The following is a 24591-nucleotide window of genomic DNA, read 5'->3' as shown; positions in this document are numbered from 1 at the left end:
CGGGGTTGAATGCTTCTGCCCCTGTAGCATGCAAGGGGCGGTCCAACCAACGCACCCTGCCGCAGAGCCCCATCCATGCAACGGCCGAGCGGCGGGAGGATGGTCGGGCTTGTCCCGGCCGGCCACGTCTGACTAATAAACGCCCAAGAAGACGTGGATGCCCGGAACATCTAGCGCGAAGACGCGCTTCGCTTTTGTCCGGGCATGACGGCGTCGAAGGGTGGAACTGAGAGATGCCGAAACGGCTTGAAGGCGATTTCGACTATATCGTGGTTGGCGCAGGGACTGCCGGCTGCATCATGGCCAACCGGCTATCGGCCGATCCGAAAAACCGCGTGCTGATCCTCGAGGCCGGCGGCAACGACAACTGGATCTGGTTTCACATCCCGGTCGGCTATCTCTTTGCGATCGGCAATCCGCGCTCGGACTGGATGTTCAAGACCGAGGCAGAGCCCGGGCTCAACGGGCGGGCGCTTGCCTATCCGCGCGGCAAGGTGATCGGCGGCTCCTCCGCCATCAACGCCATGATCTCGATGCGCGGACAATCCGCCGATTACGATCACTGGCGGCAACTCGGCCTGACCGGCTGGGGCTATGACGACGTAAAGCCGCTGTTCCGGCGGCTGGAGGATCATTTCCTCGGCGAGAGCGAACATCACGGCACCGGCGGCGGCTGGCGGATCGAGGCGCCGCGGCTGTCCTGGGCCATTCTCGACGCGGTCGGCGACGCCGCCGAGGAAATGGGCATCAGGCGCATTGCGGATTTCAACACCGGCGACAATGAAGGGGTGAGCTATTTCCACGTCAACCAGAAGCGCGGCCGCCGCTGGTCTTCGGCGCGCGGCTTTCTCAAGCCGGTGCTGAACCGCAATAACCTGCGGCTGGAAAAGCATGTGCTGGTCGACGCGGCTCATCATCGAGAACGGCCGAGCGGTCGGCGTACGCTTCCTGCAAGGTGGCGAAGTGGTCGAGGCGCGCACCAAGGGCGAAGTGATTTTGTGCGCCGGATCAATCGGATCGACGCAGGTCTTGCACCGATCCGGCATCGGACCATCAGACTGGCTGTCGCCGCTCGGCATCGATGTCGTGCTCGACAAGCAGGGCGTCGGCCGCAATTTGCAAGACCATTTGCAGCAGCGCGCGATCTACAAAGTCGAGGGCGTGCGTACGCTGAACGAGACCTACTGGTCGCTGATCCGGCGCGGGATGATGGGGCTCGACTATGCCTTCCGCCGCCGCGGACCGCTGACCATGGCGCCGTCGCAGCTCGGCATCTTCACCCGCTCCGACCCGCGCCGCGCGCGCGCCAACATCCAGTTTCACGTTCAGCCGTTGTCGCTCGACAAGTTCGGCGATCCCCTGCATCGCTTCCCCGCCATCACGGTGAGCGCCTGCAATCTGCAGCCGACCTCGCGCGGCACCGTGCGCATTCGCTCGGCGAAGCCTGACGAGGCGCCATCGATCGCGCCGAATTATCTGTCGACCGACGACGACCGCCAGGTCGCGGCGGATGCCATCCGCACCACGCGGCGGCTGATGAAGCAGAAGCGGCTCGAACGATATCGCCCGGAGGAATATTTGCCCGGCCCCAGCGTCGGCGACGACGACGCCTCGCTGGCGAAAGCCGCCGGCGATATCGGCACCACGATCTTCCATCCGGTGGGGACGGCGAAGATGGGCACGGCGAACGACCCGATGGCGGTGGTCGACGAACGGCTGCGCTTCTTTGGGCTCGACGGCTTGCGCGTGGCGGACGCGTCGGTGATGCCGACGATTACGTCCGGCAACACCAACACGCCGACGGCGATGATTGCGGAGAAAGGCGCCGCGATGATTCTGGAAGATGCGCGCTAACGCTGCCTAAGCGCTGGTCTGGGAGGACGATCAAGGCAAGGCTGATCCGTCAATCGACCCGCAGTAGAGGCTCAGGCTGCCGCGGCCGGTAAGTTGTTCACTTCGCCGCGCGCCGGATAGTCCTTGCCGATGACGAAGTCGATGGCGCCGAGAATATCGGCGAAGTGCGGCCGCGCGAACGGCATCGTCTGCACGCTGGCGAAATAGAGCGTGTGGTCCGCCCGCACCAGAAACAGCCCGGGCTCCGAAAACAAGGCCGGCTCCTCGACTCCGGCAGACGTCATTCCGCGGCCCGTCGAGACGTACAATCCCCACGCGCGAGCGACACGGAGATCAAGGCCAAATCCCAGCCTCAGGTTCGGCAGCCTCCACTCTCGCTTGCTGCGTTCCGCGCGCTCGGCATTGTCGGATGATATCGCGACGACGCTAACGCCCCGCTTGGCAAAATCCGGCAGCTTTGTTTCCAAGTCACCTAGCTGCGTCCGGCAAATCGGGCAGTGCAGACCACGATAAAATACGAGCATGGTGAAACGTTCTGGATTTTCGGCGGCAATATCGAATCGCCCGCCACCAACCAGGCTTACCGCAAGGCTCGGAACGAGCTGGCGCGGAACAAGCGGCGTGATGTCAGTCATGATGTTAGTCATGGGTCGGCTCCACTGGCTTCTCGCCCAGCAAATAGGCACGTTACCCAGATTTGAAATCCGCGCTCGATCACGCTCAGGTGAATGATCGTCGCGACGCTGCGCAGCCGACGATCACCTCGGACAATACCAAACACGCCGACGGCGATGATCGCCGAGAAAGGCGCTGCGATGATCCTAGAGGATGCGAAATAGTGTAACGGCGGATGCAGCGCCCGCCGTCACACAACCGGCACGCAGTCCACTATCGCACTGTGCGACGATGCCGCGGTGCGACCGACAGGCGATCACGTTTGGGCACGGGCGAGCCATAATACGCATACGCGTTCGCCGAATCGGGCGGGCGAACCACGGACCTGCCCGCAGTTACGTCCGCGTTGGGATGATAGAACGCGTAGGCGCCGGGCTCCTGTATCGCAGCCTGCGCGAACACCGGCGTTGCAATGGCCGTTGCGAGAAGCGCGACCGCAATGGCTGGAATGAACTTCGTCATGATGAGCATCCTTTGATCGTGGGACCTCATCTATGTGGGCGCGGCAACGCGGAAGTCAGATAGCTGCAGCCCCCATCACCGCGATTTGAGATATTGCACGCAGTACGTGCACGGCGCCGTGATGCGAAAGCGCTTTTTTCTTCCAGCAGGATTGTGAAAAGCACAGCACCATCGCTGCCCGGCCTTCTGACGAAATGTCTCTTCTCCGCTCACTCACGTGATCGCGCAAAACCGACGCGACGATTCATCTTGCACAATTCCATGGTCAGCTATGCTTGCGGCGGATAGCGCTCGAAGATCGGCAACTCGTGCGCGCGCTCCATCCAGCGAATCCGCTCTGCGGTCTGGATATGCATCATTGCCGGAACGGCGTCGGGGTCGTCGTAGGTCGCGCTTTGAATGTCGATAATGCCGGGCATTATGTTGGCGTTGGTGTAGAACAGCCCGGTGCCGCAGTCGGCGCAGAAGTGCCGGCGGCCATGTTCGGAGGACGCGTAGACCTTGGGCTGCCCCTTCGTCACCTTGACCGCATCTTCTGCATACATCGCCCAGCCGACAACAGGCGCGCCGGCGTGACGCCGGCAATCGGTGCAGTGACACAACGCATGAACGATGAGTTCGCCCTCGACCTGATAGCGGATGGCGCCGCAATGACAGCCGCCGGTGATGGTGCTCATGCGCTTCTCCGATAGCTTTGGAGCTTGTAGCCCGGATGGAGCGCAGCGCAATCCGGGACATCCATCAACCGGAGAGACGTCCCCCGGATTGCGCTTCGTTTCATCCGGGCTACGAGGATTTACGCCGACTTCCTGACCGCGTTGTCGACCAGGGTCTTGCCGAGCGACCAGATCGCGCCGGGGACCTTGTGGCTGGCGGCGATGACGTCGTCGAACGACTTCTCGATCCAGCTGCAGTCTTCTTCCGTGATCACGAGCGGTGGCAGCAGCTTGATGGTGTGGCTGCCGTGGCCGGAGACTTGCGTCAGGATCTTGTGATCCTTGAACAGCGGCACGGTGATGAGCTGGCAGAACAGGCCCTTGTTGGCGGTCTCCAGCAAATTCCAGGAAGCCTTCAGCCGCAGCGATTTCGGCGGACCGAACTCGACGCCGATCATCAACCCCTTGCCGCGCACTTCCTTCATCAATTCGTAGCCCGGCACCATCCGCGTGAGCGCGAGACGAAGCTCGGCGCCGCGCTTGGCGGCCTGCTCAACCAGCTTTTCGTGCTTGATCACGTCGAGGGTTGCGATGCCGGCGGCCATCGCCAGATCGTTTTTCGCAAAGGTCGAGCCGTGCACGACCGCGCGGTCCATCTGGTTGAAGATCTTGTCGAAGATACTCTTGCGCGTCAGCAGCGCGCCGACCGGGACATGGCCGCCCGACAACGCCTTCGCCAGCAGCACCATGTCGGGCTCGACATTCCAATGCTCGACCGCGAGGAATTTTCCGGTGCGGCCGATGCCGGTCTGGATTTCGTCGGCAATGAAGATGGTGCCGTATTTCTTGCACAGCGCGGCGGCGCCCGGCAGGAATTCGTCCGTGGGCAGGTTGACGCCCTTGCCCTGGATCGGCTCGACGATGAAGGCCGCGACCTGCCGCGACGACAGCGCCTGCTCCAGCGCTGCAAGATCGTTAAAAGGGATCTGCGTGCACCCCGGCAGCAGCGGCTCGAATCCGGAGCGGAAGTTCGCATCGTCCATCAGCGACAGCGCGCCATAGGACAGTCCGTGAAACGAGTGAGAACAGGAGACGATGCCGGGGCGGCCGGTCGCGCCGCGCGCGAACTTGATCGCGGCCTCGACGGTTTCGGCGCCGGAATTGGAAAAGAACACCTTGTCCAGATATGGCACATGCTCGAGCAGGCGTTCCGCCAGCACGCCGGCGAGCGTGGACACATCAAGTTGAACCAGATTGGGAAAATCGCTGTCGAGCACGCTTTTCAGCGCCTGGCGCAGCGCAGGATGATTGCGGCCAATCGCAAAAACGCCAAATCCGCTCAGTAGATCGAGATAGCGGGCCCCATCACGATCGAACAGGTATTGACCTTGACCCTTCTGAAAGCCCACATCGTAGCCGATGGTCTTCAGCACACGGACGAGCTGCTCGTTCAGGTGGCGCGCATGCATGGAACTTCGCTGCGCCTGCCGCTCTACAAACAGCCCGGAAACATCTAGATATGAATCTGGCATTCGCTACATACGTCGGTTGATGGCTGGTTCGTCAACTGAAAACACTCAATGCGGCGTTTTGACCCCGCTTTGGATCATCTACTTAAACACAGGTTTGAACCATGTTGCACTGCTCAAGAACGATCGCGCGTACAATAGTTTATTCGGGAGTTCTTTTAGCCACAGGTCTTAACGCGGCGCTGGCCGCCGACCCCACCGGCGACTGGAAAGTGGCCGATGGCGTGGCCAACATTCGCGTCGCCCAATGTAGCGGCAACATGTGGGGCGTCGTCGCCTGGGAAAAGACACCGGGCGGCAAGGACAAGAACAATCCGGATACCGCCAAGCAGAGCCGGCCGACCCTGGGCATGCCGATCCTGATCGACATGAAGAAAAAGCCCGGCGTCGATGCATGGGAAGGCGAAGTCTACAACGCCAAGGATGGGCAGCTCTACAGCTCGACGATCAAGCCGGTCGGCACCGACCAGCTTGAGATTCAAGGCTGCGTGCTCGGCTTCCTCTGCGGCGGTGAAACCTGGACCCGAGTCGGACCGCCGATTCCCTCAAGCCCCACCAACAGCATGGCCAAGGGTGCGCCGAAGGGGCCAGCCGGCGCGCCGCCCAAAACCGCAGCTCCGGCTCCTGCGCCGGCGGCGCCGAAGACCACGGGTGCGGTCAATCCGGCACCCGCGCCGAAGGCCGCGCCCGGTCAGAAGCAGGCGGCGGCCGCCCAGCCCGCCGATATCGGCGATATCTGCTTACTGCCCGACATCGCGCGGTTTGCCCATTAGCGCCGGCTGGAACAGCAACACCGCTGCCAGCGTGATGACAAACGACAGCGCCAGCAATTTACCCATGCTGGCGGTGCCGGGATGACTGGATAGCCACAGGCTTCCGAACGCAGTCGCGGTCGTCAGCGCCGAGAAAAAGATCGCACGCGTCAGGCTCGACTGCAGCAGGTTATTTCTGCCCTCGCGCCAGGCCACGACGTAATAGATCTTGAAGGCGACGCCGACGCCAAGCAGCAACGGCAGCGCGACGATATTGGCGAAGTTGAGCGGCAGCTCGATCAGGACGCAGAGCTCCAGCGTCACCGCGCCGGCCACCAGCAGCGGCACCATCGTCATCAGCACGTCGGTGATCCGCCGCAGCGTCAGCCAGAGCAACAGGCTGATCACCAGGAGCGCCCAGATGCCGGCATGGATGAACGCCTTCACGATGGTGTCGCCGGATTTGAGGATCGACACCGGCCCGCCGATCGCATTCGGCTCGGCCGCCAGCACCGCATCGGCAAATCGACGCAGGTTTTCGTTGTCGTTGGGATCGCCCTTCGGTAACGCCTCGACGCGAATCAATCCATCCTTGGATTTCCAGCTGTTCAACAGTTCCGGCGGTAGCGTCTTCAACGTGACAGGGCCTGCCTGCATCGTGTTCTTGAGCTGATCGAATACGATCTTGAGCGGAGCGACGAAAATATTCTGCGCCTTGTCGCGCGTCGCCTGGTTGCTCCCGGCAAGTTTCGACAGCGCATCCGCCAGCCTTCGTGAGGCAACCGCGCCCGGACCCTTGCCGTCGCCGGCGGCTCTGCGCAGGCTATCGACCGAACTCTTCAGCGCCTCCACATTCTCTTCATCCGTGGGCGCGGCGTCGACCTGATCGGGATTGAGCGCAGGCCCCACCACCCTCGCCGCCTTCCCGATCAGTTGCAGCTTCGCAGGCTGATCCTCAGGCACGAAACTATCGATCGACATCACGCGCAGGACTTCCGGCAGCTTTTCCAGCCGCGCCTCGATCTTCTTCGCTTCCGCTTCCGAATTGGTCAGCACGTTGATGGCGTTGGCGCCGGTGTTGGGGTCCTTGCGCAGGTCGAGGAAGGTCGCGATCGATTCAGCCTTTGGATTGCGCAAGTTGATCGGGTTGAAGTCGAACTTCATGAAATAGAGCAGCGGCAGGCCGGCCACGACAAGGAGCAGCGTGCCAACGACGATGATGACGCGATGCCGTTCGAGGAATTCGTCCACCGGCGCCAGAAACGCGTATCCAACAGGCTCGCTCTCGCCGGGCGGGTGAAGCAGCTTCAGCATGGCAGGCAGCGCCGTGATGCTGGTGATGAACGCGATCAGCATGCCGGCGCCGGCAATCTTGCCGAGTTCGGAAATGCCCTTGTAGTCGGTCGGCAGGAAACACAGGAAGCCGGCAGCGGTCGCCATCGCGGCGAGCGACAGCGGGACCGCCGAACGTCTGGCCGCGCTCTCCAGCGCAAGCGCCAGGTCCTCGTTCTTGAAGCGCTCGGAACGGTAGCGGACGCTGAACTGGATGCCGAAATCGACGCCGAGGCCGACGAACAGCACGGCAAAGGCGATCGACAACAGGTTCAGCGAGCCCACCATCCACAGGCCGACGGCGGTCGTGAGCGAAAGGCCGATGAACAGGTTCACGAACACCGCAAAGATGATCTTTGACGAGTGCAGCGCCATCCAGAGAATCACGAGGACAATGAGGACGGTTGCGACACCGTTGACGATCGCACCGTCCTGCACGGTCGAATATTCCTCGTTGGCGATCGGAACCGGCCCGGTCAGCCGCACCCGCGCGCTGTATTGGCCCGCAAAATTGAGATCGGTCGCGGCCTTCCGGATCGCGTCGGTTGCATCCTTGCCGGGTTCGAGCTCGCTGTAGTCAAGCTTAGGCTTGAACTCGATGAAGGCGCGCCGGTCGGCGTCGGTCAAAGGCTTGTCGCTGACAAGTTCGCGCCAGGAGAACGTCGCCGTTCCCTTGTTCAGGATGTCCTCGACCGTCTGGCCGATCAGGTTGAAGGGCCGTTCGGTATTGTCGAGCTTGACTTGCCCGCGCTTGACGCCGGCAAGCCCGGTCTCCAGCGCGCCGGTCAGGCCGCGGATCGAGGGATCGCCGGCCATGATCTCGATCAGGGGGGCGGCGGCTTCGAGCTGGCCGGCGACCTTGCCGACTTCTTCCACCGGCAGGAACAATAGCCCGTTCTTTTCGAAGAACTCGCCGGAACCCAACGGCTGCACTGATTCGAAATGCCTGGTGTCGCCGGTGAGTTTTGTGGCCAGCGCCTTGCTCGCGGCACTGGCAAGTTCGGGCGTTGGCGCCTCCACAACGGCGAGAATCAGTTTTTCGCGGTCGAACGCCTGCTCGAACTGGTTGTCGCGCTTGCGCCAGTCGAGGTCGGGCGAAATCAGCGTGTTGATGTCGGTGTTGATAGCGAAATGCCGGGCCGCATAGTAGCTCCCTCCGACTGCCAGAAGCAGGGAGACGATGACGACGAGAGTGGCAAACCGCGTACAGGTTCTGACAACGGAGACAACAATGCTGGTCAGCACTTCATTTCTTTCTAAATCTCAAGGAGAGCTGGGCGAAAACGCCCGCTGTCTAGCGGAGTTCCCGGATGCGATCTAATGTTGTTTTGGTTACTTCCCGACGGTTCAAACGAAGCCGCCAAAACAGACCGGAACGGGCGTTCGGCGTCGGTATAGCCTGTCCGGATGGGCGAGAAAGTGACGAACCGGTGAGGAACAACGGTTCACAGGAAACGGATATTGGTGTTTTGTTACCAGTTACTTGGTAACCATTGCGCGATTGGCCTTTTCTATCTGCACGATTTTTGACACATAGTCCTGCGTTTCCATCTACTTGGGTGGGGATTACCGACGGGTTCCGGTCATGGTGCGGATATTGCAGATATCCGGATGTGACCGGCTGCACGGAGACCTTCGGGTGAATTTGCGAATTCTGTACCTGGTGCAACTAGCGTAATGGACGTCCCATGGAAGTGTATCTAGCGCAGCCCCGCGGATTTTGTGCGGGCGTCGTGCGTGCCATCGAAATCGTTGAGCGTGCGCTCGAGAAGTACGGTCCGCCGGTCTATGTCCGGCACGAGATCGTGCACAACAAGTACGTGGTCGAAAGCCTCAAGGCCAAGGGCGCGATCTTCGTCGAGGATCTGTCGGAGGTTCCGCCGCTGGCGGTAACCGTGTTCAGCGCCCATGGCGTGGCCCGCAGCGTCGAGGAAGAGGCTGCCGCCCGCGGCCTGCCCGTCCTCAATGCCACCTGCCCTCTGGTCACCAAGGTCCACAATCAGGGCAAACGGTATATGTCCAAGGGCCGGACCCTGGTCCTGATCGGGCATGCCGGCCATCCCGAGGTCGAGGGCACCATGGGCCAGGTTCCAGGGCCGGTTCTGCTGGTCCAGGACGTCGACGACGTGGCGGCGCTGACGCTGCCGACCGACGCCCCGGTGGCCTATATCACCCAGACTACCCTCAGCGTGGACGACACAAAGGACATAATTGCCGCCCTTCAGGCCAAATTTACAGATATTCAAGGCCCCGACATCCGGGATATCTGCTATGCGACACAGAACCGCCAATCTGCGGTAAGGGACCTAAGTAAGCTGGTGGACGTCATTCTGGTGGTGGGGGCCGCCAATAGTTCCAACTCAAACAGGCTCCGCGAAATCGGCACCGAGGTCGGCGTCGCGAGTTATCTCATTGCCGACGGGAGCGAGTTGAACCCCGATTGGCTGAAGGATGCAAAGGCTGTCGGCATCACGGCGGGCGCATCGGCGCCCGAAGTTTTGGTCGACGACGTGATCGAGGCTTTGAGGCGTATCGGACCCGTCACGGTGTCGGTGCTTCCCGGCCGGGAGGAAAATATCGAGTTCCGGCTCCCGGCCGAACTGACTGCGGGCTGATCGGCTTCAAGAGTTCCAAGTCCAGAAAGAAATCTCTCAAATGGCAATACCGTTCTTCAAGGAAATCCGTATCGGCGGCTATCTCATCAAGCAGAAGCTGCTTGGCCGGAAGCGCTATCCGCTCGTGCTGATGCTGGAGCCGTTGTTCCGCTGCAATCTCGCTTGCGTCGGCTGCGGCAAGATCGACTATCCCGACGCCATTCTCAATCGCCGCATGTCGGCGCAGGAATGCTGGGATGCGGCCGACGAATGCGGCGCGCCGATGGTGGCGATCCCCGGCGGAGAACCGCTGATCCACAAGGAGATCGGCGAGATCGTCCGCGGCCTTGTGGCGCGCAAGAAGTTCGTCTCGCTGTGCACCAACGCTCTGCTGCTGGAGAAGAAGCTCGATCTGTTCGAGCCCTCGCCCTATCTGTTCTTCTCGGTGCATCTCGACGGCCTGAAGGAGCACCACGACAAGGCGGTGTCGCAGAAGGGCGTGTTCGACCGCGCCGTTTCCGCGATCAAGGCGGCCAAGGCGCGCGGCTTCGCTGTCAACGTCAACGCGACCATCTTCGACGGCCATGCGGCCGAAGACATCGCCAAGTTTCTCGACTTCACCACCGAACTCGGCGTCGGCGTCTCGATGTCGCCGGGCTACGCCTATGAACGCGCCCCGGACCAGGAGCACTTCCTCAACCGCACCAAGACCAAGAAGCTGTTCCGCGACGTGTTTGCGCTCGGCAAGGGCAAGAAGTGGAACTTCATGCATTCCGGCCTGTTCCTGGACTTTCTGGCCGGCAACCAGTCGTATGAATGCACGCCCTGGGGCATGCCGGCCCGCAACATCTTCGGCTGGCAAAAACCCTGCTATCTGCTCGGCGAAGGCTACACCAAGACCTTCAAGGAACTGATGGAGACGACGGACTGGGACACCTACGGCACCGGCAAGTACGAAAAGTGCGCGGACTGCATGGCGCATTGCGGCTATGAGCCGACCGCTGCCGACGCCGCGCTGACCAATCCGTTGAAGGCGATGTGGGTTGCGCTCCGCGGCGTCCGCACCACGGGTCCGATGGCGCCCGAGATCAATCTCGATAAACAGCGTCCGGCCCAGTACATCTTCTCGGCCGAGGTTCAGAAGCGTCTGTCCGAGATCCGCCGCGACGAGGCCGCCGCTGCCGCGGCCAAACAGCAGGAAAAAGCTTCCACTGCCGCCTGAACGCGTGGAGCAAAAAGATTAAGGGCCCCGGTTCTCAACGAGCCGGGGCCCTTTTCTTTTTGTTTGACGCCTTCGAAAATCCTGAAGGCGGGCGCCCTTGCGTGGGAATCAGATCCCCGCGGCGGCGAGCCCCTCTTCGCCGTGCAGGAAGCCGCGGCAGCCGCGCAGGGAGCGCAGCGCGCGATTGAAATCGATTCCCGTGGAAACCAGCGCGCGCAGCGTGGTGGGATTGCGCGCCACCCCGCGCAGCACCTTGCCGAGGTCGATGTCGCCGTTCGGCTTGATGGCGCTCTTGGCCAGCGCTGGAAGCGCCCGGCTGGCGGGATCGGAGATGACCCGCAGCGCCGCGAACGGCAAGCCGGCCTCGGCCGCATAGGCCGCCGCGATATGGCTCTCCATATCGACCGCAGCCGCCCCGGTTTCTAAATGCAGCGCGGCCTTGCAGGCGGCTGCCGCGATCACCTGTTCCACGCCGGAAAGGACGCCCCGGACCACGCGCCGGCGATGCAATGCGGCGCGGGCGATCAGTTCCTCGTTCAGCGCCAGACCTGCCAGAAAACGGGTATCGCCGGCCAGAACCTCGGTCGCCACCACCACGTCGCCCGATTTCAGCGACGGATCCAGCCCGCCGGCGACGCCGAACGAGATGACCCCCCTGAAAGTGGTGGAATCCAGCGTTGCCAGCAGTGCGCGCAATTGCTGCGGGTCGCTGGAACTGCAGATCACGATCATGCCGGGCCCGGCCGCAATGCGGGCCTCCTGCACCAATCCTGTCACGATCAAAACCGGCCGCGGATCATTCGAATTGCGATCAACCGAATTGTCCACGATCGCGGCGGCCCCCGCCTCCAAAGTCACATCCCGACCCCTACCACCCTGCTGTTGGTGCTTCTCAAATTTCGATACCGCGCCAGCGCCCAGAGCGGAAAGAACTTCGAGTAGCCATGATACCGCAAATAAAACACCCGCGGAAAGCCTGTTGCCGTGTAACGCGCCTCGTCCCACAGCCCTTTCTCGGTCTGTGTGGCTTTTAGGTACTCCACACCCCGCACGACGGCCGGGTTTTCAACTTCGCCGGCCGCCATAAGTCCAAGCAAGGCCCATGCCGTTTGCGAGGAAGTCGACGGCGCGCCCTCGAATCCCTTGTAATCCAACCGGTAGCTGACCGCATCCTCGCCCCAGCCGCCGTCCCGGTTCTGGATCGACACCAGCCAGGCCGCCGCCTTGCGAATCATGGGGTCCTGGTGGTCCACCCCTGCGGCATTGAGCGCACAGAGCACCGACCAGGTTCCGTAGACGTAATTGAGGCCCCAGCGGCCGTACCATGACCCTTCCGCGAGCTGGGTGCGGCGCAGATAGGCGATTCCGTCCGCCACGGCCTTGTTGCTCCCGGCAGTCTCGCCGAGCTGCGCCAGCATCGAGATGCAGCGCGCGGTGACGTCCTCGGTCGGCGGATCGAGCAGCGCGCCGTGATCGGAGAACGGGATGTTGTTGAGGTAGTATTCGAGGTTGTTGACGTCGAAGGCGGCCCAACCGCCGTCGCGGCTCTGCAGGCCCTCGATCCACTCGCGGCCACGCGAGATCGCCTGGTCGTATTCCTTGCTGCCGGACGCCCGGCGCGCGCGGTCCATCGCCATCACCACCACGGCGGTATCGTCGAGGTCGGGATAATACGCATTGTTGTACTGGAACGCCCAGCCGCCCGGACGGACGTCGGGGGCCTTCGCCGCCCAGTCGCCCTTGAGGTCGAGCACCTGCCTCGGCGTCAGCCAGTCGAGGCCCTGCTTCATCTTCTCGAGCGTCTCCTCGCCACCGGCCTCCGCCAGCGCGTGGCAGGTCAGTGCGGTGTCCCACACCGGCGAGACGCAGGGCTGGCAATAGGCCTCGTGCTCGCCGATCACGAGCAGCTTCTCGATGCCCTTGCGGGTGACCGCGCGCGGCGGATAGTCCGGTCCCTTGCCGAGCGCCTCATACATCATGACGATGTTGGCCATCGGCGGATAGATCGCGCCCATGCCGTCTTCGCCGTTGAGCCGCTCTTCGGTGAAAGCGAGCGCCGCATCGATCGCGCGCTGGCGCAGCTTCTTCGGAAACAACGGCTCGATCACCCGCAGGATCTTGTCGAGCGTGCTGAACAGCGTGAACCAGCCCCAGCTTTGATGCGGCGCCTTCGCCGTCATCCCGACCGATCTGGGATCCTGCAGGAACAGCTCGTCGATGCCGACGCCCTTGGGATTTTTCGCCAACGGCTTCAACGCCGCCATCACCATCAGCGGCACGATCGTGGTGCGCGCCCAGTAGGAAATCTTGTTGAGATGGAACGGCGACCACGTCGGCAGCAGCATGATCTCGACCGGCAGCACCGGCACCGCGCGCCAGCTCAGCACGCCATAGAAAGCGAGCAGGAATCGCGTGAAGACGTTGACGCGGGCCGCGCCGCCGTGGCTGCGGATCGCCTCACGCGCGCGCACCATGTGCGGCGCATCGACGGAATCGCCGATCATCTTCAGCGCGAAATAGGATTTTACGCTGGCGCTCATGTCGAACGCGCCGTCCTGCACCAAGGGCCAGCCACCATGGTTGCCTTGCGTGCGGCGCAAATAGTTCGCGATCTTGGCTTCGAGGGCGCTGTCGACGGGCTCGGCGAGATAGTGGCGCAGCAGGATATATTCCGACGGGATCGTGCTGTCGGCTTCCAGCTCGAATACAAAGTGTCCGTCGGATTGCCGGTAACCAAGCAGCGCTTCGGTCGCCGACGAGATGCTCTTCTCCAGCGCGACGGGATCGACTGTCGCGACGGCTTCGCCTGCAATTGTTTTGTCGATGGAAAGCATATCGCTAGCATCCCTCTATTCGCGCGCTGGCTCTGTGAAGCCGGTCACGCAACAAGTCCGGTCGGGCCTTAAGGCCTCGCCAGGACCAGATCGGCGGCACGGTCGCCCGACCGTATCGATCCTTCGATGGTTGCCGGCAATCCCGTATCAGTCCAGTCGCCGGCGAGAAACAGGTTTTTGAATGGTGTCACCGCCCCCGGCCGCAGCGCGTTCTGCTCCGGTGTGGCCTCGAAGGTCGCACGGCGCTCGCGCACGATCTGCCAGGGCGGCAATTCAGGTTCGCCCGGCAGGCTAGCTGCCTTGCAGACATCCCGCCAGATCGCCAGCGCGAGTTCTTCGCGCGGCATGTCGACGAGGCGGTCGCCATTACTGATGGTGACCGACAGCCGTTGCGGAAACGCGAACAGCCATTCCACGAGGCCACCGACGACGCCGAGAATCGGCACGGCATCGCGGGGCGGATCGAAGCGGAAATGCGCATTGACGATGGCGCGGAATTTCGACGGCGTCTTCAGGCCCGGCAACAGCGCCGCCGCCGGGCGCGGCGGCACCGCCAGCACCACGACGTCGTCGGGGCCGAGCGCAATCGCGTCGCTGCCGAATTTCAGCTCGCCGACGGCGTTGCCTGTCATCGCGAATTCGCGCAGCTCATGGCCGAACCGGATCGAGGCGCCCTTGTCCTGCAGCAGCTTGATCGCCGGCTCGACCAGAACCGCGCTGAGCCCATCGCGTGCGATCAGCGGCCGGCAGGCCTGCCCGCCCGCCAGCAGCGTTTCCCGCACGATCGCGCCGGCCAGGCCCGCCGAACCCTCGGGCGGATCGACATTGAGCGCGGCCAACAGCAGCGGTTGCACCAGCCGCTGGTACAGCGTGCCTTTGCAGGGGATCGTGTCGCCGACCAGCCGGCCGGTGCCTGCCCAGAGCAAAGGCATCAAGGCGAGATAATCGAGCAGCTTCGTATCGGGGACGCGGCGCGCCTCGTCGAACACCCATAGCGGCAATTTGCCGTCGCCGAGATCGAGCTGCCAGCGCTGGCCGGTCATGATGTCGGCGAAGGGAAACTGCGCAAGCTTCGGCCCGACCAGCCCCGCCTCGGTGCCGATCGATCTGGCGTAGGCCAGCGCATGGCGATTGCCGGACAACAGCAAATGGTTGCCGTTGTCGATGGTGAGATTGGTGGCCGCGTCGAAATAGGACCGGCAGCGGCCACCGGCCTGCTGCGTGGCCTCGTGGACATGCACCCGGTAATTGGCGTTGGCGAGCCGCACGGCGGCCGAGAGGCCGGAAATGCCGGCGCCGATGATATGAACGTTTTTCTGCATCAGATGATCGCGTAACGGAGAAGGATGGCAATCTTCGCCCATTTGTGAACGCGGACCGGCTCGCGCGGGGCGGCAAAGCCCCGGGCCAGCAACAAGTCCAGTATCGCGCGGTAGTATTTCGACATGATCCGCGGCGCGCGCACCACGCGCCGCGAATTGCGCTTCATGATCTCGTCGGCCTTTTCGAAATGCTTTTTCGCCCGCTCGGCCAGCGGCAGGCAAACCTTGGGAAGTGCGCGATCGACAGTCACTTTCTGCGGATTGTCGCTGGTGATGCCGGCGAGCAGCAGGCCTTCGCGCGGCAGATAGAGGCGGCCGAGGCCGGCGTCTTCGTCGATGTCGCGCAGGATATTGGTCAATTGCAGCGCGCGGCCGAGATGGTGGGCGAGCAGGATGCCGTCTTCCTCGGGCATGCCGAACACTCGCACCGACAGGCGCCCGACGGCGCTGGCAACGCGATCGCAATAGAGATCGAGCGTGGCAAGATCCGGCGCACGAATGTCCTGTGGCACGTCCATCTCCATGCCGTCGACGACCGCGAGAAAATCCTCGCGCTTGAGGCCGAAGGTTTTCACCGAGGCGGCGTAATCCTGCAGACGCGGCGGCGGACGACCGTGATATAGCGCATCGATGTCGTCGCGCCATTGCTGCAGCGCGGCCAGCCGCTCGGGCCGCGGCCCGTCGGAATCGGCGATGTCGTCGACCTGCCGGCAGAAGCTGTAGATCTGGAACATTGCCTCGCGCTGGCTGCGCGGCAGGATGCGCATCGCGGCGTAGAACGAACTGCCGGACGCGGTGGTGCTGTAATCTGCGTTGGCCGCCGCCGTCTGCACCGTCATGCGCCGGCCGCCGGTTTTGTCTGGGGGCGGCGTCCCGAGGCGCGCCTGATCATTTCGCTGGCGATGCCGCCGATGCTCTGCACGAGCAATTCGGGCTTGCTCAGGTGTACGCGCTCGCTCAGGGGATCGCGCACCTTCAGCATGCCGACGATCTTGTCGGCAAAGGCCTGGATCACGGCAACCTCGAGCCCGAGCCGGAAATCCTTTACCTCGGCGCTGAGCGACCTGCTTTCATTGAGCAGCGTCTCGGTGCGCACCGCGAGCGCCTGCAGGCATTGCAGCAGCACCGGCTGCGACTTCGCCCCGCCCAGCATCTCGACGGTGGCGCCGGTGGCGGCCAACGCGTCGCGCGGCAGATAGACGCGGTTGAGGTTTTTGTAGTCCTTGGCGCAGTCCTGCAAATGGTTGTTGATCTGCAGCCCCGCGCACAGCGCATCCGACGCGGCCCAGGTCGAGGTGCTCTCGCCATGGACGTCGAGCATGAAACGGCCGACCGGCATGGCCGAATAGCGGCAATAATGAATGACGTCGTCCCAATTCTCGTAGCGCAGCTTGGTGACGTCCATCCGGAACGCGACCAGCACGTCGAGCGCGTGGCGCGGCGCCATCGAACGCTCGGCAAAAGCGCGGCGCAGGCTGACCGCCTCCGGTTGCGTGTCGCCGTTGCCCAGCAATTCGGCTTCGAGCAGGTCGAGATAGCGCAGCTTCTCGTCCGCGCCGAGCGTCGCGTGATCGGCGATGTCGTCGGCCGTCCTGACGAAATTATAGAATGAGAGGATCAGCGCCCGGTGACGCGGATGAATGATCCACGACGCGACCGGAAAATTCTCGTCGCGGTGGGTCTTTCCGGATCGCAGGTCGCTCGCGCTGGTCATCAAAAACTGGCTACATCAATCGGAATTGGCGCATGCGCCGATAACAGGCGCATGCGAGGAGATCGCGTGCCCCATATAGGGGAATACGCCGCCAAAACCAATGCTATCTGGGCTGATTAGCCCCGCCCGTGACGCGCGTCATAGAGCCGAAAATGGCTTTTCCGCGGGGGTCAACGGGCGCAGCGCGCCTTTATTGGCCGTTGTTCTTGAGAACCTGGTTGCAAGCCGCGCTGATCTTGGACCGGTTTTCCTTGAGGCACGCCAGGACGGTGAAGTCGCCCTGGTCGATCACCGGACGACAGAACTTCTGCACGTCACGGGTACAGGCCTTCTGCTCCTCCGCCGTTCCGCTGCGCTGCTGCGCGAATGCCGCATTCGATGAGATCGAGATCGACAACAAGGTGAGGGCCAGGAGAGATTTACGCATCGTATTCCTTCATTTCGGCGGCAAGAAATCCTGTTCTCGATTTGCACTTCGGCATCGCCGGAACGGATTTTGTTTGGATGGCAGGCGCGCCGCGTAACGCAGCGACGAACAGATGACAAGCATGGTAAATGCGGACAAATTTACGGCGACCTCTACGGCAACCTAAGCACCTTTAATAACCGACTGATATCTAAAGTGTATTTCCGCCACACTTTCCCGGAAATTGGTTGTTGCAGACAATGCGGTGCAAAGCTAGATGCTGCGCCACGGAGTCGGCGTGAATGTTCGATTCCTCTCGGTCGACTGCGCACTTTTTCGTGCCGAAAGCGCCGGAAACCGCACTCCGTCATTTGAACCTAAGATACTGCGGGAACACTAAATCTTCGATGCGGCGAGACGTATCTTTGCTAAGAACGTCTATTTGATGGGAAAACTACAATGAAACTGTTTGGTTCCAGCTTGTTCGGTCAGGCTCTCGCAGCTGCCGGCGTCGGCGCCGCGCTCATGTTGTCGGTCGCCGCAAGCCATGCCCAGGCGGGGGGTCCGTTTGCCGGTTTTGATGGAAACTGGTCCGGCTCGGGCACGGTCGCGCTTTCCAACGGCACTACCGAGAACATCCGCTGCAAGGCCGACTACAAGGTCAACGCCAACGGGCTCGGCCTGAGGCAAAATCTGCATTGCGCCAGCGACAGCTACAAATTCGATCTGTCGAGCGACGTCACCAGCCAGGGTGACCGCATCTCCGGCAACTGGAGCGAGAAGAGCCGGAATATCTTCGGCAATCTGCAGGGCACCGCAGGCGGCGGCCAGATTGACCTGTTCGTCGAGGCTTCCGGATTTGCAGCCAACTTGAATTTGCGCACCACCGGCAACAAGCAGTCCGTGCAGATCGACTCCAAGGGCGAAATCCGCGGCGTCAAGATCACGATGACGAAGACCTGACGCTGCCCTTTGAAACAATGTGAAAGGCAGCGCCGCGGCGCTGCCTTTTCATTCTGATCAGCCGAATTTCCAGCTCCAATACGCATCGCCGCGGTCACGGCGTTCCGTCACTTCGATCCGCATGAAGCGATCATGCGCAAGGGCTGCTCCCACCCATAATTCGTTCCAGGCATCGAACACTTGAGGCGACAGCGCTTCACGTCCCGCCATTAGGCGCCACGACGTCTGGCGCACGGTTGCGCCCGAACCTTCCACCTGTAGTTCCGCGTCGTCGTCCTGTCCCCGCGACAGCCGAGCGAAGGCCGCCGCAAAGCCGGCAGCGCCCGCTTCTACCCCGCCCAACAGCGCCGCGACGTCGTCGAAAGTGTGCATCCCGACGAGCCGCGCCGCGGCGCCGGCGAGGTGGCCGCCCTCTTCCGGGCCGAGCACCCTGATCGTTTCCGGCACGATCGAGGTGACGTACTCCATCGCATAATTGCGAAGCACCTTCTGCAGCCGTTCCTCCGGCCATGTATTCCCGGGTAGGCGCGGCGCGAGATCGGCCCGGAACGGCGGACAGCGCTCGCCGGGGGAAAACTGCAGCCGCTCCTCGGGCGCAAGCTCGTGATCCCACTCCTTGTAGTAGCCCTCCAGCCCCGGCTGGCCGTCGACGGTCTGGCCGGTGCAGACGAAGCCGAGCCTGGGATTGCCGAGCACGACGCCGTTATTGGCATGCCATCCGCGCAGCATCGCCCGCGACACTTCCGAGGGGATGCCGCAAATCGCAGTGCCGGACCAGATCCAGCGCGGCGGCGGATAACGCACCCAGGCCTTGCTGTCGCTCTCATAGACATACTCGACCTTCACACCGCCGACCTGGTTCGACAGATAGTGATACTGGGCGCACGCGACCGCATGCGGAAGCTGGTCGAGGCCGAGTTTCTTCAATCCGGGCAGGAAGCGCGCCAGTTGCTGCCGCCGGAAGGTGCGGAACACCACCTCGGCCGCGCGGGCTGCGCCGGCCCGCGAGGCCAGCATCAGGATCAGCCCGGTGAGGTAGGAATGATAGATGTGTTCGACCGCGCGGTAGGCGGCGGCATCGGCGACCGTTGGACGAACTGCCGGTTCTGCTGACGCCATTCAGCGGCCTCGTTATTCCGCGGGCTTGGTGTGGCTGACGCCGCGAATCTTTTCCGACAGGTTGATCAGGAACATCGAGGTCGGCCGCAGGATGAAGAGATCCGCGACCAGGGCTGCGATCATCGAGAACGCGCTGAGCCAGCCGAACAGCCGCAGCGACGGCAGGTCGGAGAACACGGTGACGCCGAGACCGCAGGCCAGCACCACCGTGGTCAGGATCAGCGCCGGACCGACCAGCACGGTGGCGCGCTCGACCGCCAGCGCCGAGCCGATGCCGGGCTTGCTCTCCAGCCGCAACCGGTTGAGGAAGTGGATAGTGGCGCTCAGGCCTAAGCCGAACGACACCGTCAGCGCGACCACGCTGGCGAACTGCAGCCCCTCGCCCATTATCCACAGCACCGTACCCGATGCCACGACAGGGAAAATGCCGGGCAGAATGCAGGAGAACATCACCACGACCGATCGGAATGCCAATCCGATGAAGATCGCAACTATGAGGAATTCGATGGTCAGGCCGTGATTGAGTTTCTCGATCATGTTGGCGCTGTTGCGCGCGGCGATCGCCGACAGGCCGGTGACCGCGACTTCGAAGCCGGGATGCTCTGATCGCACCTTGTCGAGCGCCTTGTCGAGCTTGTCGACGACGGGAAGGATTTCGCTTGAATCGAGATCGGGAACGCGGCCCGAGACCACCACCGCATCCTGATCGGCCGAGATGAAACGGCGGACCAGATGCTCAGGGATCACGCTGACATATTCCTTCAGCGTCGCAACGTCGCTGCTGCCGGCTTTCTCGGCGAGCCAGCGGCGCAGGGTTTCGAGCGACCAGACGTTGCCGACGCCGGCCGATTTCTCCACCATCGAATGAACGTCGGCGATCGCCTTCAACGTATCCGGCGCGTAGAGCGAGGCGCCCTTGGGGAATTCGATCAGCACGTCGATCGGATTGGCGCCGGTGAGCTTGGCGTCAAGGCGGCTCGATGCCGCCACGGCCTGCCGCTTGTCCGGCACCTGGTCGGCGAGCCGATAGCGCGGCTCCAGCGTGGCGTAGATGAAGCCGAGGCCGGCGACGAGCAGCAACGCGAGCAGGCTGAACAGCCCGGGGCGGCTGACCATGCGCACCGCGATCCAGTAGCAGAAATTGCGCAGCGCCTGCACGCCGGCATCCGCGCTCTGGAATTTGACCGCGAAGATCTTCTCGTTGCGGACGAACAGCACGCCGAACACCGGTACCAGCGAGAGCACCGCAACGAGCGCGATGATGGTGGCGGCAAGGCCGGCCTCGCCGAACTTTCGGATCAATTCGGAATCGGAGAACTGCAGGGCGATGAACGAGATGCCGGCGGTGCCGTGGGTCAGCACGCAGGCCGGGCCCACCACCAGCACGGCGTTGGTGAACGCGGTTAATTTGTCCTGGCCCGCGATCAGGCGGTCGCGCGCGGCGAAAGTCAGCTGCATCGAGTCCGAGAAGCTGATCACCATGATGAGCGGCGTCATCACGTTCAGGAACATGTTGAGATTGAAGCCGGCCCAGCCGAGGCTGCCGAGCGCGAGCAGGATCGCAATGATCGGCGGAAACGCCGCAACCACCATGAACGATATCTTGCGGAAGAAGATGATCGCGATGATACAGCCGGCCAGAATGCCGAGGATGTTGTAGGTCAGCCCGTCGCGCTTGACTGCGTTGCGGATCTCGAGCTGCATCACGGGAACGCCGGAGAGCTGGGCGTTGAGACCGCTGCCCGACAAATCGTCGGCCATGATCTTCCGCATTTCGCCGACTACCTTGCCGAGATCGTTGGAGGAAACGACCTTCGGTTCCAGCGACAATACGATCAGCGCCAGCGTGCCGTCCTCCGACAACAGCTTGCCGCGAATGATCTCGTTGGATTTGACGGTCTCGGCGAACTTCTCGTAGGCGGCGCCTTGCGGCAGTTCGGGCGGGAACAGCGCGGCCGGCAGCTTGCCAGGCTCCGGCGCCTGACGCGCCGAAAACAGCGACACCAGACCACGCACGCCCTCGACCAGTTGCAGGTCGGTGACCATGTCGCGGATCTTTTCGAGGTTCTCGCGGGCCAGCAGCGTCTTGCCCTCAACCACGACCAGCACGTCGAATTCGGTCGCCGGGAAGCGCTTGGTCACAGCCTCGTATTGCTTGTAGTCCTTGGAATCGGACCGGAACAGCTGGCTCAGCGAGTCGTCGATCTTGATCCGCTCGATGCCGAAGAGCGCAGCCACGATCAGCGCGGCGAGAATGATCATCGACACGATCGGCGCCTTGACCGCGATCAGGCCCATGCGCTCGAGCCCGAAGGCGATGCTCTTGCCCGGCGGCGGCTCCTCGATGGCTTCGACGTGGACGTGACTTTCGGAGTTCTTGTCGAGCATACCCTGTCCAGTTCTCACGTCGGCCTAATCTGTGCAGCTTGGTTTTATGCAGTTTGGTGGCGCGAATGCGGCTTTGTCAGCCCCATCCGATCGGCGCTAGCCATTGAAATCACGCGGTAAATTAACCGCCGCCGTTTTACAGGGCCGAACCCCATCCGGCAAGCGCGCGCGGCGGGGCAAATCGACACGAAGGTGACGAAAATGCGCGTTAAGTCTCTGATTTGCCACACCCGTCGGCGCCACTTTGGGGCGTTCCGCCGAGTAACGCCAACGCCAGTCACGATGGCGCGGCGCAACCAGTTTCGGTCAATTTTTCGGGAAGCGGCTCCCGCGAGGAGACCGCGCCTGAAGTGACGCATCGCAGGTTCAATCGATCGGCTTGGCAGCGATGAGCGCGGTTCCGCTTTCGTCCTTCAGCGCCACGCCGGTGATCTGGCGCGCGATGCCTTCACGCACCAGCCATGCGATCTTGAAGGCGGCCTCATCGTAGCTCAGCCCCGCACCGTGGATGTTGGACACGCAATTGCGCTTCTCATCGGTGAGGCCAACGCGCGGTGCAAAGGTGAGATACGCGCCGAGGCTGTCGGGCGCCGACAGGCCGGGCCGCTCGCCGATCAGCATCACGACCATCCGCGCGCCGAGCACGGCGCCGATCTCGTCGCCCAGCGCCACCCGCGCGCCCGACGCGACCACGACATGGCCGAAGCGGATCCCTGCCTCCGTCAGGCGCGAAGCAAGATGGCGAACCAGTTCGACGGCGTGGACATTGACGGCCGCCGGCGACAGCCCGTCGCCGATCACGATCACAATCTCGCGCGCGCTGCCGCTTTGCTTTTCCAGCGCGCGCCGTGAATCCGGATCGAGCATGCGTCCGAGATCGGGACGGCGCAGGTAGTCGCGGCGGTTGCGCGCCTGACTGCAGACTTCGCTCACGGGCACGCCGAGACCGGCCAATCCGGCAACCAGATGCTGCGCTTCGAAAGCTGTGTGAACGGCGTCGCGCGCACGCGCGTGGTCGAGTGTGAAGGCAAGCAGTGCGTCGGTCGGCATGCTCGCGCCGGAGCGGCCGAGCCCGACGCGCGCCGGCGTCAGTTCCCGCAAGGCTTCGAGCGGGCGGGACGGCGGCGCCGGCGTTTTCATGGGCTTTACTCGGCAGGGACCGAGGCCTCGCGCAGCCGGATCGAATAGTTCGACGCGTTCTGCCGGCCACTGGTGGCAGCGCGCGCAAATTCGATCAGGTGATGCGCAATCGTCGCCGAGCCAATCAGTCCCTCGATATCGCCGCAACGAAGCCGTCCCAGCGCGAACTTCCAGAACACTTTTCTGTAGTCGCCGAGTACGCCGACCTGCCAGAAGATGTTCCGGAGCATGATCAGGGCGCGCTTGATATTGGCCCAGTTCTTCTGCTCGGGCGCCACCGGCACCTTGATCCGCTGCGCATAGGTGTAGTCGCATTGATACTGGTAGCGCGCGTACAGCTTTTCCGGCTGATAGGCGACTTCCATGCACCTGCGCCAGGAATCGACCACCTGCTCGTAGGGCAGCAGGAACTCGACGTTGGAATCGCGGCTGTCGTCGTGATTGAGCCGGCCTTCGCGCTCCAGCCGGTCCCACAACGGCGTCTTCGGCAGCGCCTGCAGCAGATTGATCGTGAGCAGCGGTATCCGCGATTCATCGACGAATTTGAGCAGCGCATCCGCGGTGCCGGGCTTATCGGTATCAAGGCCCATGATGATGCCCGAGACGACTTCCATGCCATAGGAGTTGATGGTGTGAATGCCTTCCTGGATCGGGACCATCATGTTGTGGTCCTTGTGCATCGCCTTCAATGCATCGGGGTCGGGCGTCTCGATGCCGCAGAATACGGTGACGAACATCGCCTCGCGCATCTTCTCGAGGATCTCGGGGCGCTTGGCGATGTTGAGCGTCGCCTCGCAGGCGAGCCGCGTGACGTAGCCGGTTCGCTTCTGCCATTCGACAAGGTGCGGCAGTAGATCCAGCGCCGCTTTCCGGTTGCCGATGAAATTGTCGTCGACGAAATAGACCGTGTCGGTCATGCCGCATTCGCGCAGCTTGTCCAGTTCGGCGACGATCTGCTGCGGCGTCTTCAGCCGCGGATTGCGGCCATAGAGGCCGGGGATGTCGCAGAACTCGCACTGGTAGGGGCAACCGCTCGAATACTGGATGCTGCCGAGCAGATATTTCTTCACCTCCGCCAGCTCGTAGGCCGGGATCGGAAAGTCGCTCATGGCAATGCGGTCATTGGTCGTCAGCACCACCTGCTGCGCGGGCCGCGATGGATCGCGCGCCAGCCGAGCGATCAGATCGTTGGTGGCATCGCCCAATTCGCCGACATGCAGATAGTCAAACGAGGGATAGTAATCCGGGCACGCGCTCACCGACGGTCCACCGATCGCAACGGCGAGATCGAAGGCATGCGCGCGGCGGCAGATGTCGTTCATCTGCTGACGCTGGATATGCATGCCGCTGACGAACACCGCCTCCGCCCATTCGAAATCTTCCTTGGTGGCGGGACGAATGTTCTCGTCGATGAAGCGGACCGGCCAGTTCTCCGGAAGATAGGCCGCGATCAATAACAGGCCCTGCGGTGGCATGAAGGCCTGGACGCCGGCGGTCAGGGGATAGGCGTATTCGAATGTACCAAAAGAGGATGTATAGCGTGGGAAGACGCACAGGATACGCCGTACCGTTCCGATGCCTTCAGCTCTCATCAAAATTCCTCAAGCCTGACATGAATTTAAGCACGAC

At 62.7% G+C, this 24591-nt stretch carries 19 protein-coding genes and 1 pseudogene; 5 read left to right on the top strand and 15 right to left on the bottom strand.

Annotation, left to right across the window (positions count from 1 at the left end; genetic code table 11):
• Nucleotides 1-233: 233 nt before the first annotated feature.
• Nucleotides 234-1854: pseudogene (locus V1279_RS08825) on the top strand (GMC family oxidoreductase).
• Between the two features lie 71 nt (nt 1855-1925).
• Here V1279_RS08825 and V1279_RS08820 read toward each other — a convergent pair.
• The 4 genes from V1279_RS08820 to hpnO all read right to left on the bottom strand — a co-directional run bounded on the left by V1279_RS08820 (nt 1926) and on the right by hpnO (nt 5179).
• On the bottom strand, nt 1926-2501 hold the full coding sequence (locus tag V1279_RS08820) for a peroxiredoxin-like family protein (protein WP_334434412.1): 576 nt from the start codon (nt 2499-2501) through the stop codon (nt 1926-1928).
• Nucleotides 2502-2742: 241 nt separating this feature from the next.
• On the bottom strand, nt 2743-2991 hold the full coding sequence (locus V1279_RS08815; protein WP_334434410.1) for a hypothetical protein: 249 nt from the start codon (nt 2989-2991) through the stop codon (nt 2743-2745).
• A 269-nt stretch (nt 2992-3260) separates the two neighbouring features.
• Nucleotides 3261-3668 carry a GFA family protein gene (locus V1279_RS08810; RefSeq protein WP_334434408.1) on the bottom strand — a complete coding sequence of 136 codons (408 nt, stop codon included), beginning with the start codon at nt 3666-3668 and terminating at the stop codon, nt 3261-3263.
• Nucleotides 3669-3787: 119 nt separating this feature from the next.
• Nucleotides 3788-5179: an aminobacteriohopanetriol synthase HpnO gene (gene hpnO, locus V1279_RS08805; protein ID WP_334434406.1), complete on the bottom strand. Its 1392-nt coding sequence runs from the start codon at nt 5177-5179 to the stop codon at nt 3788-3790.
• A gap of 101 nt (nt 5180-5280) precedes the next feature.
• Here hpnO and V1279_RS08800 point away from each other — a divergent pair, with 101 nt between their 5' ends.
• Entirely contained in the window at nt 5281-5949 is a 669-nt protein-coding gene (locus V1279_RS08800) for a DUF2147 domain-containing protein (RefSeq protein WP_334434405.1), read from the top strand.
• Here V1279_RS08800 and V1279_RS08795 read toward each other — a convergent pair.
• Complete coding sequence (locus V1279_RS08795) at nt 5917-8505, bottom strand: MMPL family transporter (RefSeq protein ID WP_334434404.1); 2589 nt, start codon at nt 8503-8505, stop codon at nt 5917-5919. The two genes, V1279_RS08800 and V1279_RS08795, sit on opposite strands and share 33 nt — an antisense overlap.
• 443 nt (nt 8506-8948) lie before the next feature.
• Here V1279_RS08795 and ispH point away from each other — a divergent pair, with 443 nt between their 5' ends.
• Together ispH and hpnH are read left to right on the top strand one after the other, a co-directional pair.
• Nucleotides 8949-9875, top strand: coding sequence for a 4-hydroxy-3-methylbut-2-enyl diphosphate reductase (ispH, locus tag V1279_RS08790; protein ID WP_334434402.1), 927 nt, complete (start codon nt 8949-8951; stop codon nt 9873-9875).
• Nucleotides 9876-9915: 40 nt separating this feature from the next.
• Entirely contained in the window at nt 9916-11076 is a 1161-nt protein-coding gene (hpnH, locus tag V1279_RS08785) for an adenosyl-hopene transferase HpnH (protein WP_334434400.1), read from the top strand.
• 108 nt (nt 11077-11184) lie between these two features.
• Here the strand turns inward: hpnH and V1279_RS08780 are convergent, their stop codons facing one another.
• From V1279_RS08780 to V1279_RS08755, 6 genes are all read right to left on the bottom strand, one after another.
• Nucleotides 11185-11934, bottom strand: coding sequence for a phosphorylase (locus tag V1279_RS08780; protein WP_442894742.1), 750 nt, complete (start codon nt 11932-11934; stop codon nt 11185-11187).
• A complete protein-coding gene (gene shc / locus V1279_RS08775; protein ID WP_334434396.1) occupies nt 11931-13910 on the bottom strand; it encodes a squalene--hopene cyclase in 1980 nt (659 codons plus the stop codon). Before shc ends, V1279_RS08780 begins: the two co-directional genes overlap by 4 nt.
• Nucleotides 13911-13978: 68 nt before the next feature.
• A complete protein-coding gene (hpnE, locus tag V1279_RS08770) occupies nt 13979-15232 on the bottom strand; it encodes a hydroxysqualene dehydroxylase HpnE (RefSeq protein ID WP_334434394.1) in 1254 nt (417 codons plus the stop codon).
• Complete coding sequence (hpnD, locus tag V1279_RS08765; protein WP_334434392.1) at nt 15232-16071, bottom strand: presqualene diphosphate synthase HpnD; 840 nt, start codon at nt 16069-16071, stop codon at nt 15232-15234. Before hpnD ends, hpnE begins: the two co-directional genes overlap by 1 nt.
• A complete protein-coding gene (gene hpnC / locus V1279_RS08760) occupies nt 16068-16946 on the bottom strand; it encodes a squalene synthase HpnC (RefSeq protein WP_334434390.1) in 879 nt (292 codons plus the stop codon). The genes hpnD and hpnC overlap by 4 nt, the downstream gene beginning before the upstream one ends.
• A 190-nt stretch (nt 16947-17136) precedes the next feature.
• Complete coding sequence (locus V1279_RS08755) at nt 17137-17373, bottom strand: cysteine rich repeat-containing protein (RefSeq protein WP_334434388.1); 237 nt, start codon at nt 17371-17373, stop codon at nt 17137-17139.
• A gap of 438 nt (nt 17374-17811) precedes the next feature.
• On the opposite strand from V1279_RS08755, the gene V1279_RS08750 reads away from it, so the two are divergent.
• Nucleotides 17812-18315, top strand: a complete 504-nt coding sequence (locus tag V1279_RS08750) for a hypothetical protein (protein WP_334434386.1) — start codon at nt 17812-17814, stop codon at nt 18313-18315.
• A 57-nt stretch (nt 18316-18372) separates the two neighbouring features.
• On the opposite strand, the gene V1279_RS08745 is transcribed toward V1279_RS08750, so the two are convergent.
• The 4 genes from V1279_RS08745 to V1279_RS08730 form a co-directional block, all read right to left on the bottom strand.
• Nucleotides 18373-19434 carry a hypothetical protein gene (locus V1279_RS08745; RefSeq protein ID WP_334434384.1) on the bottom strand — a complete coding sequence of 354 codons (1062 nt, stop codon included), beginning with the start codon at nt 19432-19434 and terminating at the stop codon, nt 18373-18375.
• A 12-nt stretch (nt 19435-19446) separates the two neighbouring features.
• Entirely contained in the window at nt 19447-21822 is a 2376-nt protein-coding gene (locus V1279_RS08740; protein WP_334434382.1) for an efflux RND transporter permease subunit, read from the bottom strand.
• Nucleotides 21823-22188: 366 nt separating this feature from the next.
• Nucleotides 22189-22962: an ethanolamine ammonia-lyase subunit EutC gene (gene eutC, locus V1279_RS08735; protein ID WP_334434380.1), complete on the bottom strand. Its 774-nt coding sequence runs from the start codon at nt 22960-22962 to the stop codon at nt 22189-22191.
• 5 nt (nt 22963-22967) lie between these two features.
• The gene (locus V1279_RS08730) at nt 22968-24554 is read right to left on the bottom strand and encodes a B12-binding domain-containing radical SAM protein (RefSeq protein WP_334434379.1); all 1587 of its coding nucleotides are present in this window, start codon (nt 24552-24554) and stop codon (nt 22968-22970) included.
• Between the last annotated feature and the right edge of the window lie 37 nt (nt 24555-24591).

It is taken from the genome of Bradyrhizobium sp. AZCC 1610 (assembly GCF_036924515.1).
Lineage (GTDB): Bacteria > Pseudomonadota > Alphaproteobacteria > Rhizobiales > Xanthobacteraceae > Bradyrhizobium.
The sequence above is the reverse complement of the archived record's forward strand: the minus strand, read 5'-3'. Positions and strand labels throughout refer to the sequence as shown.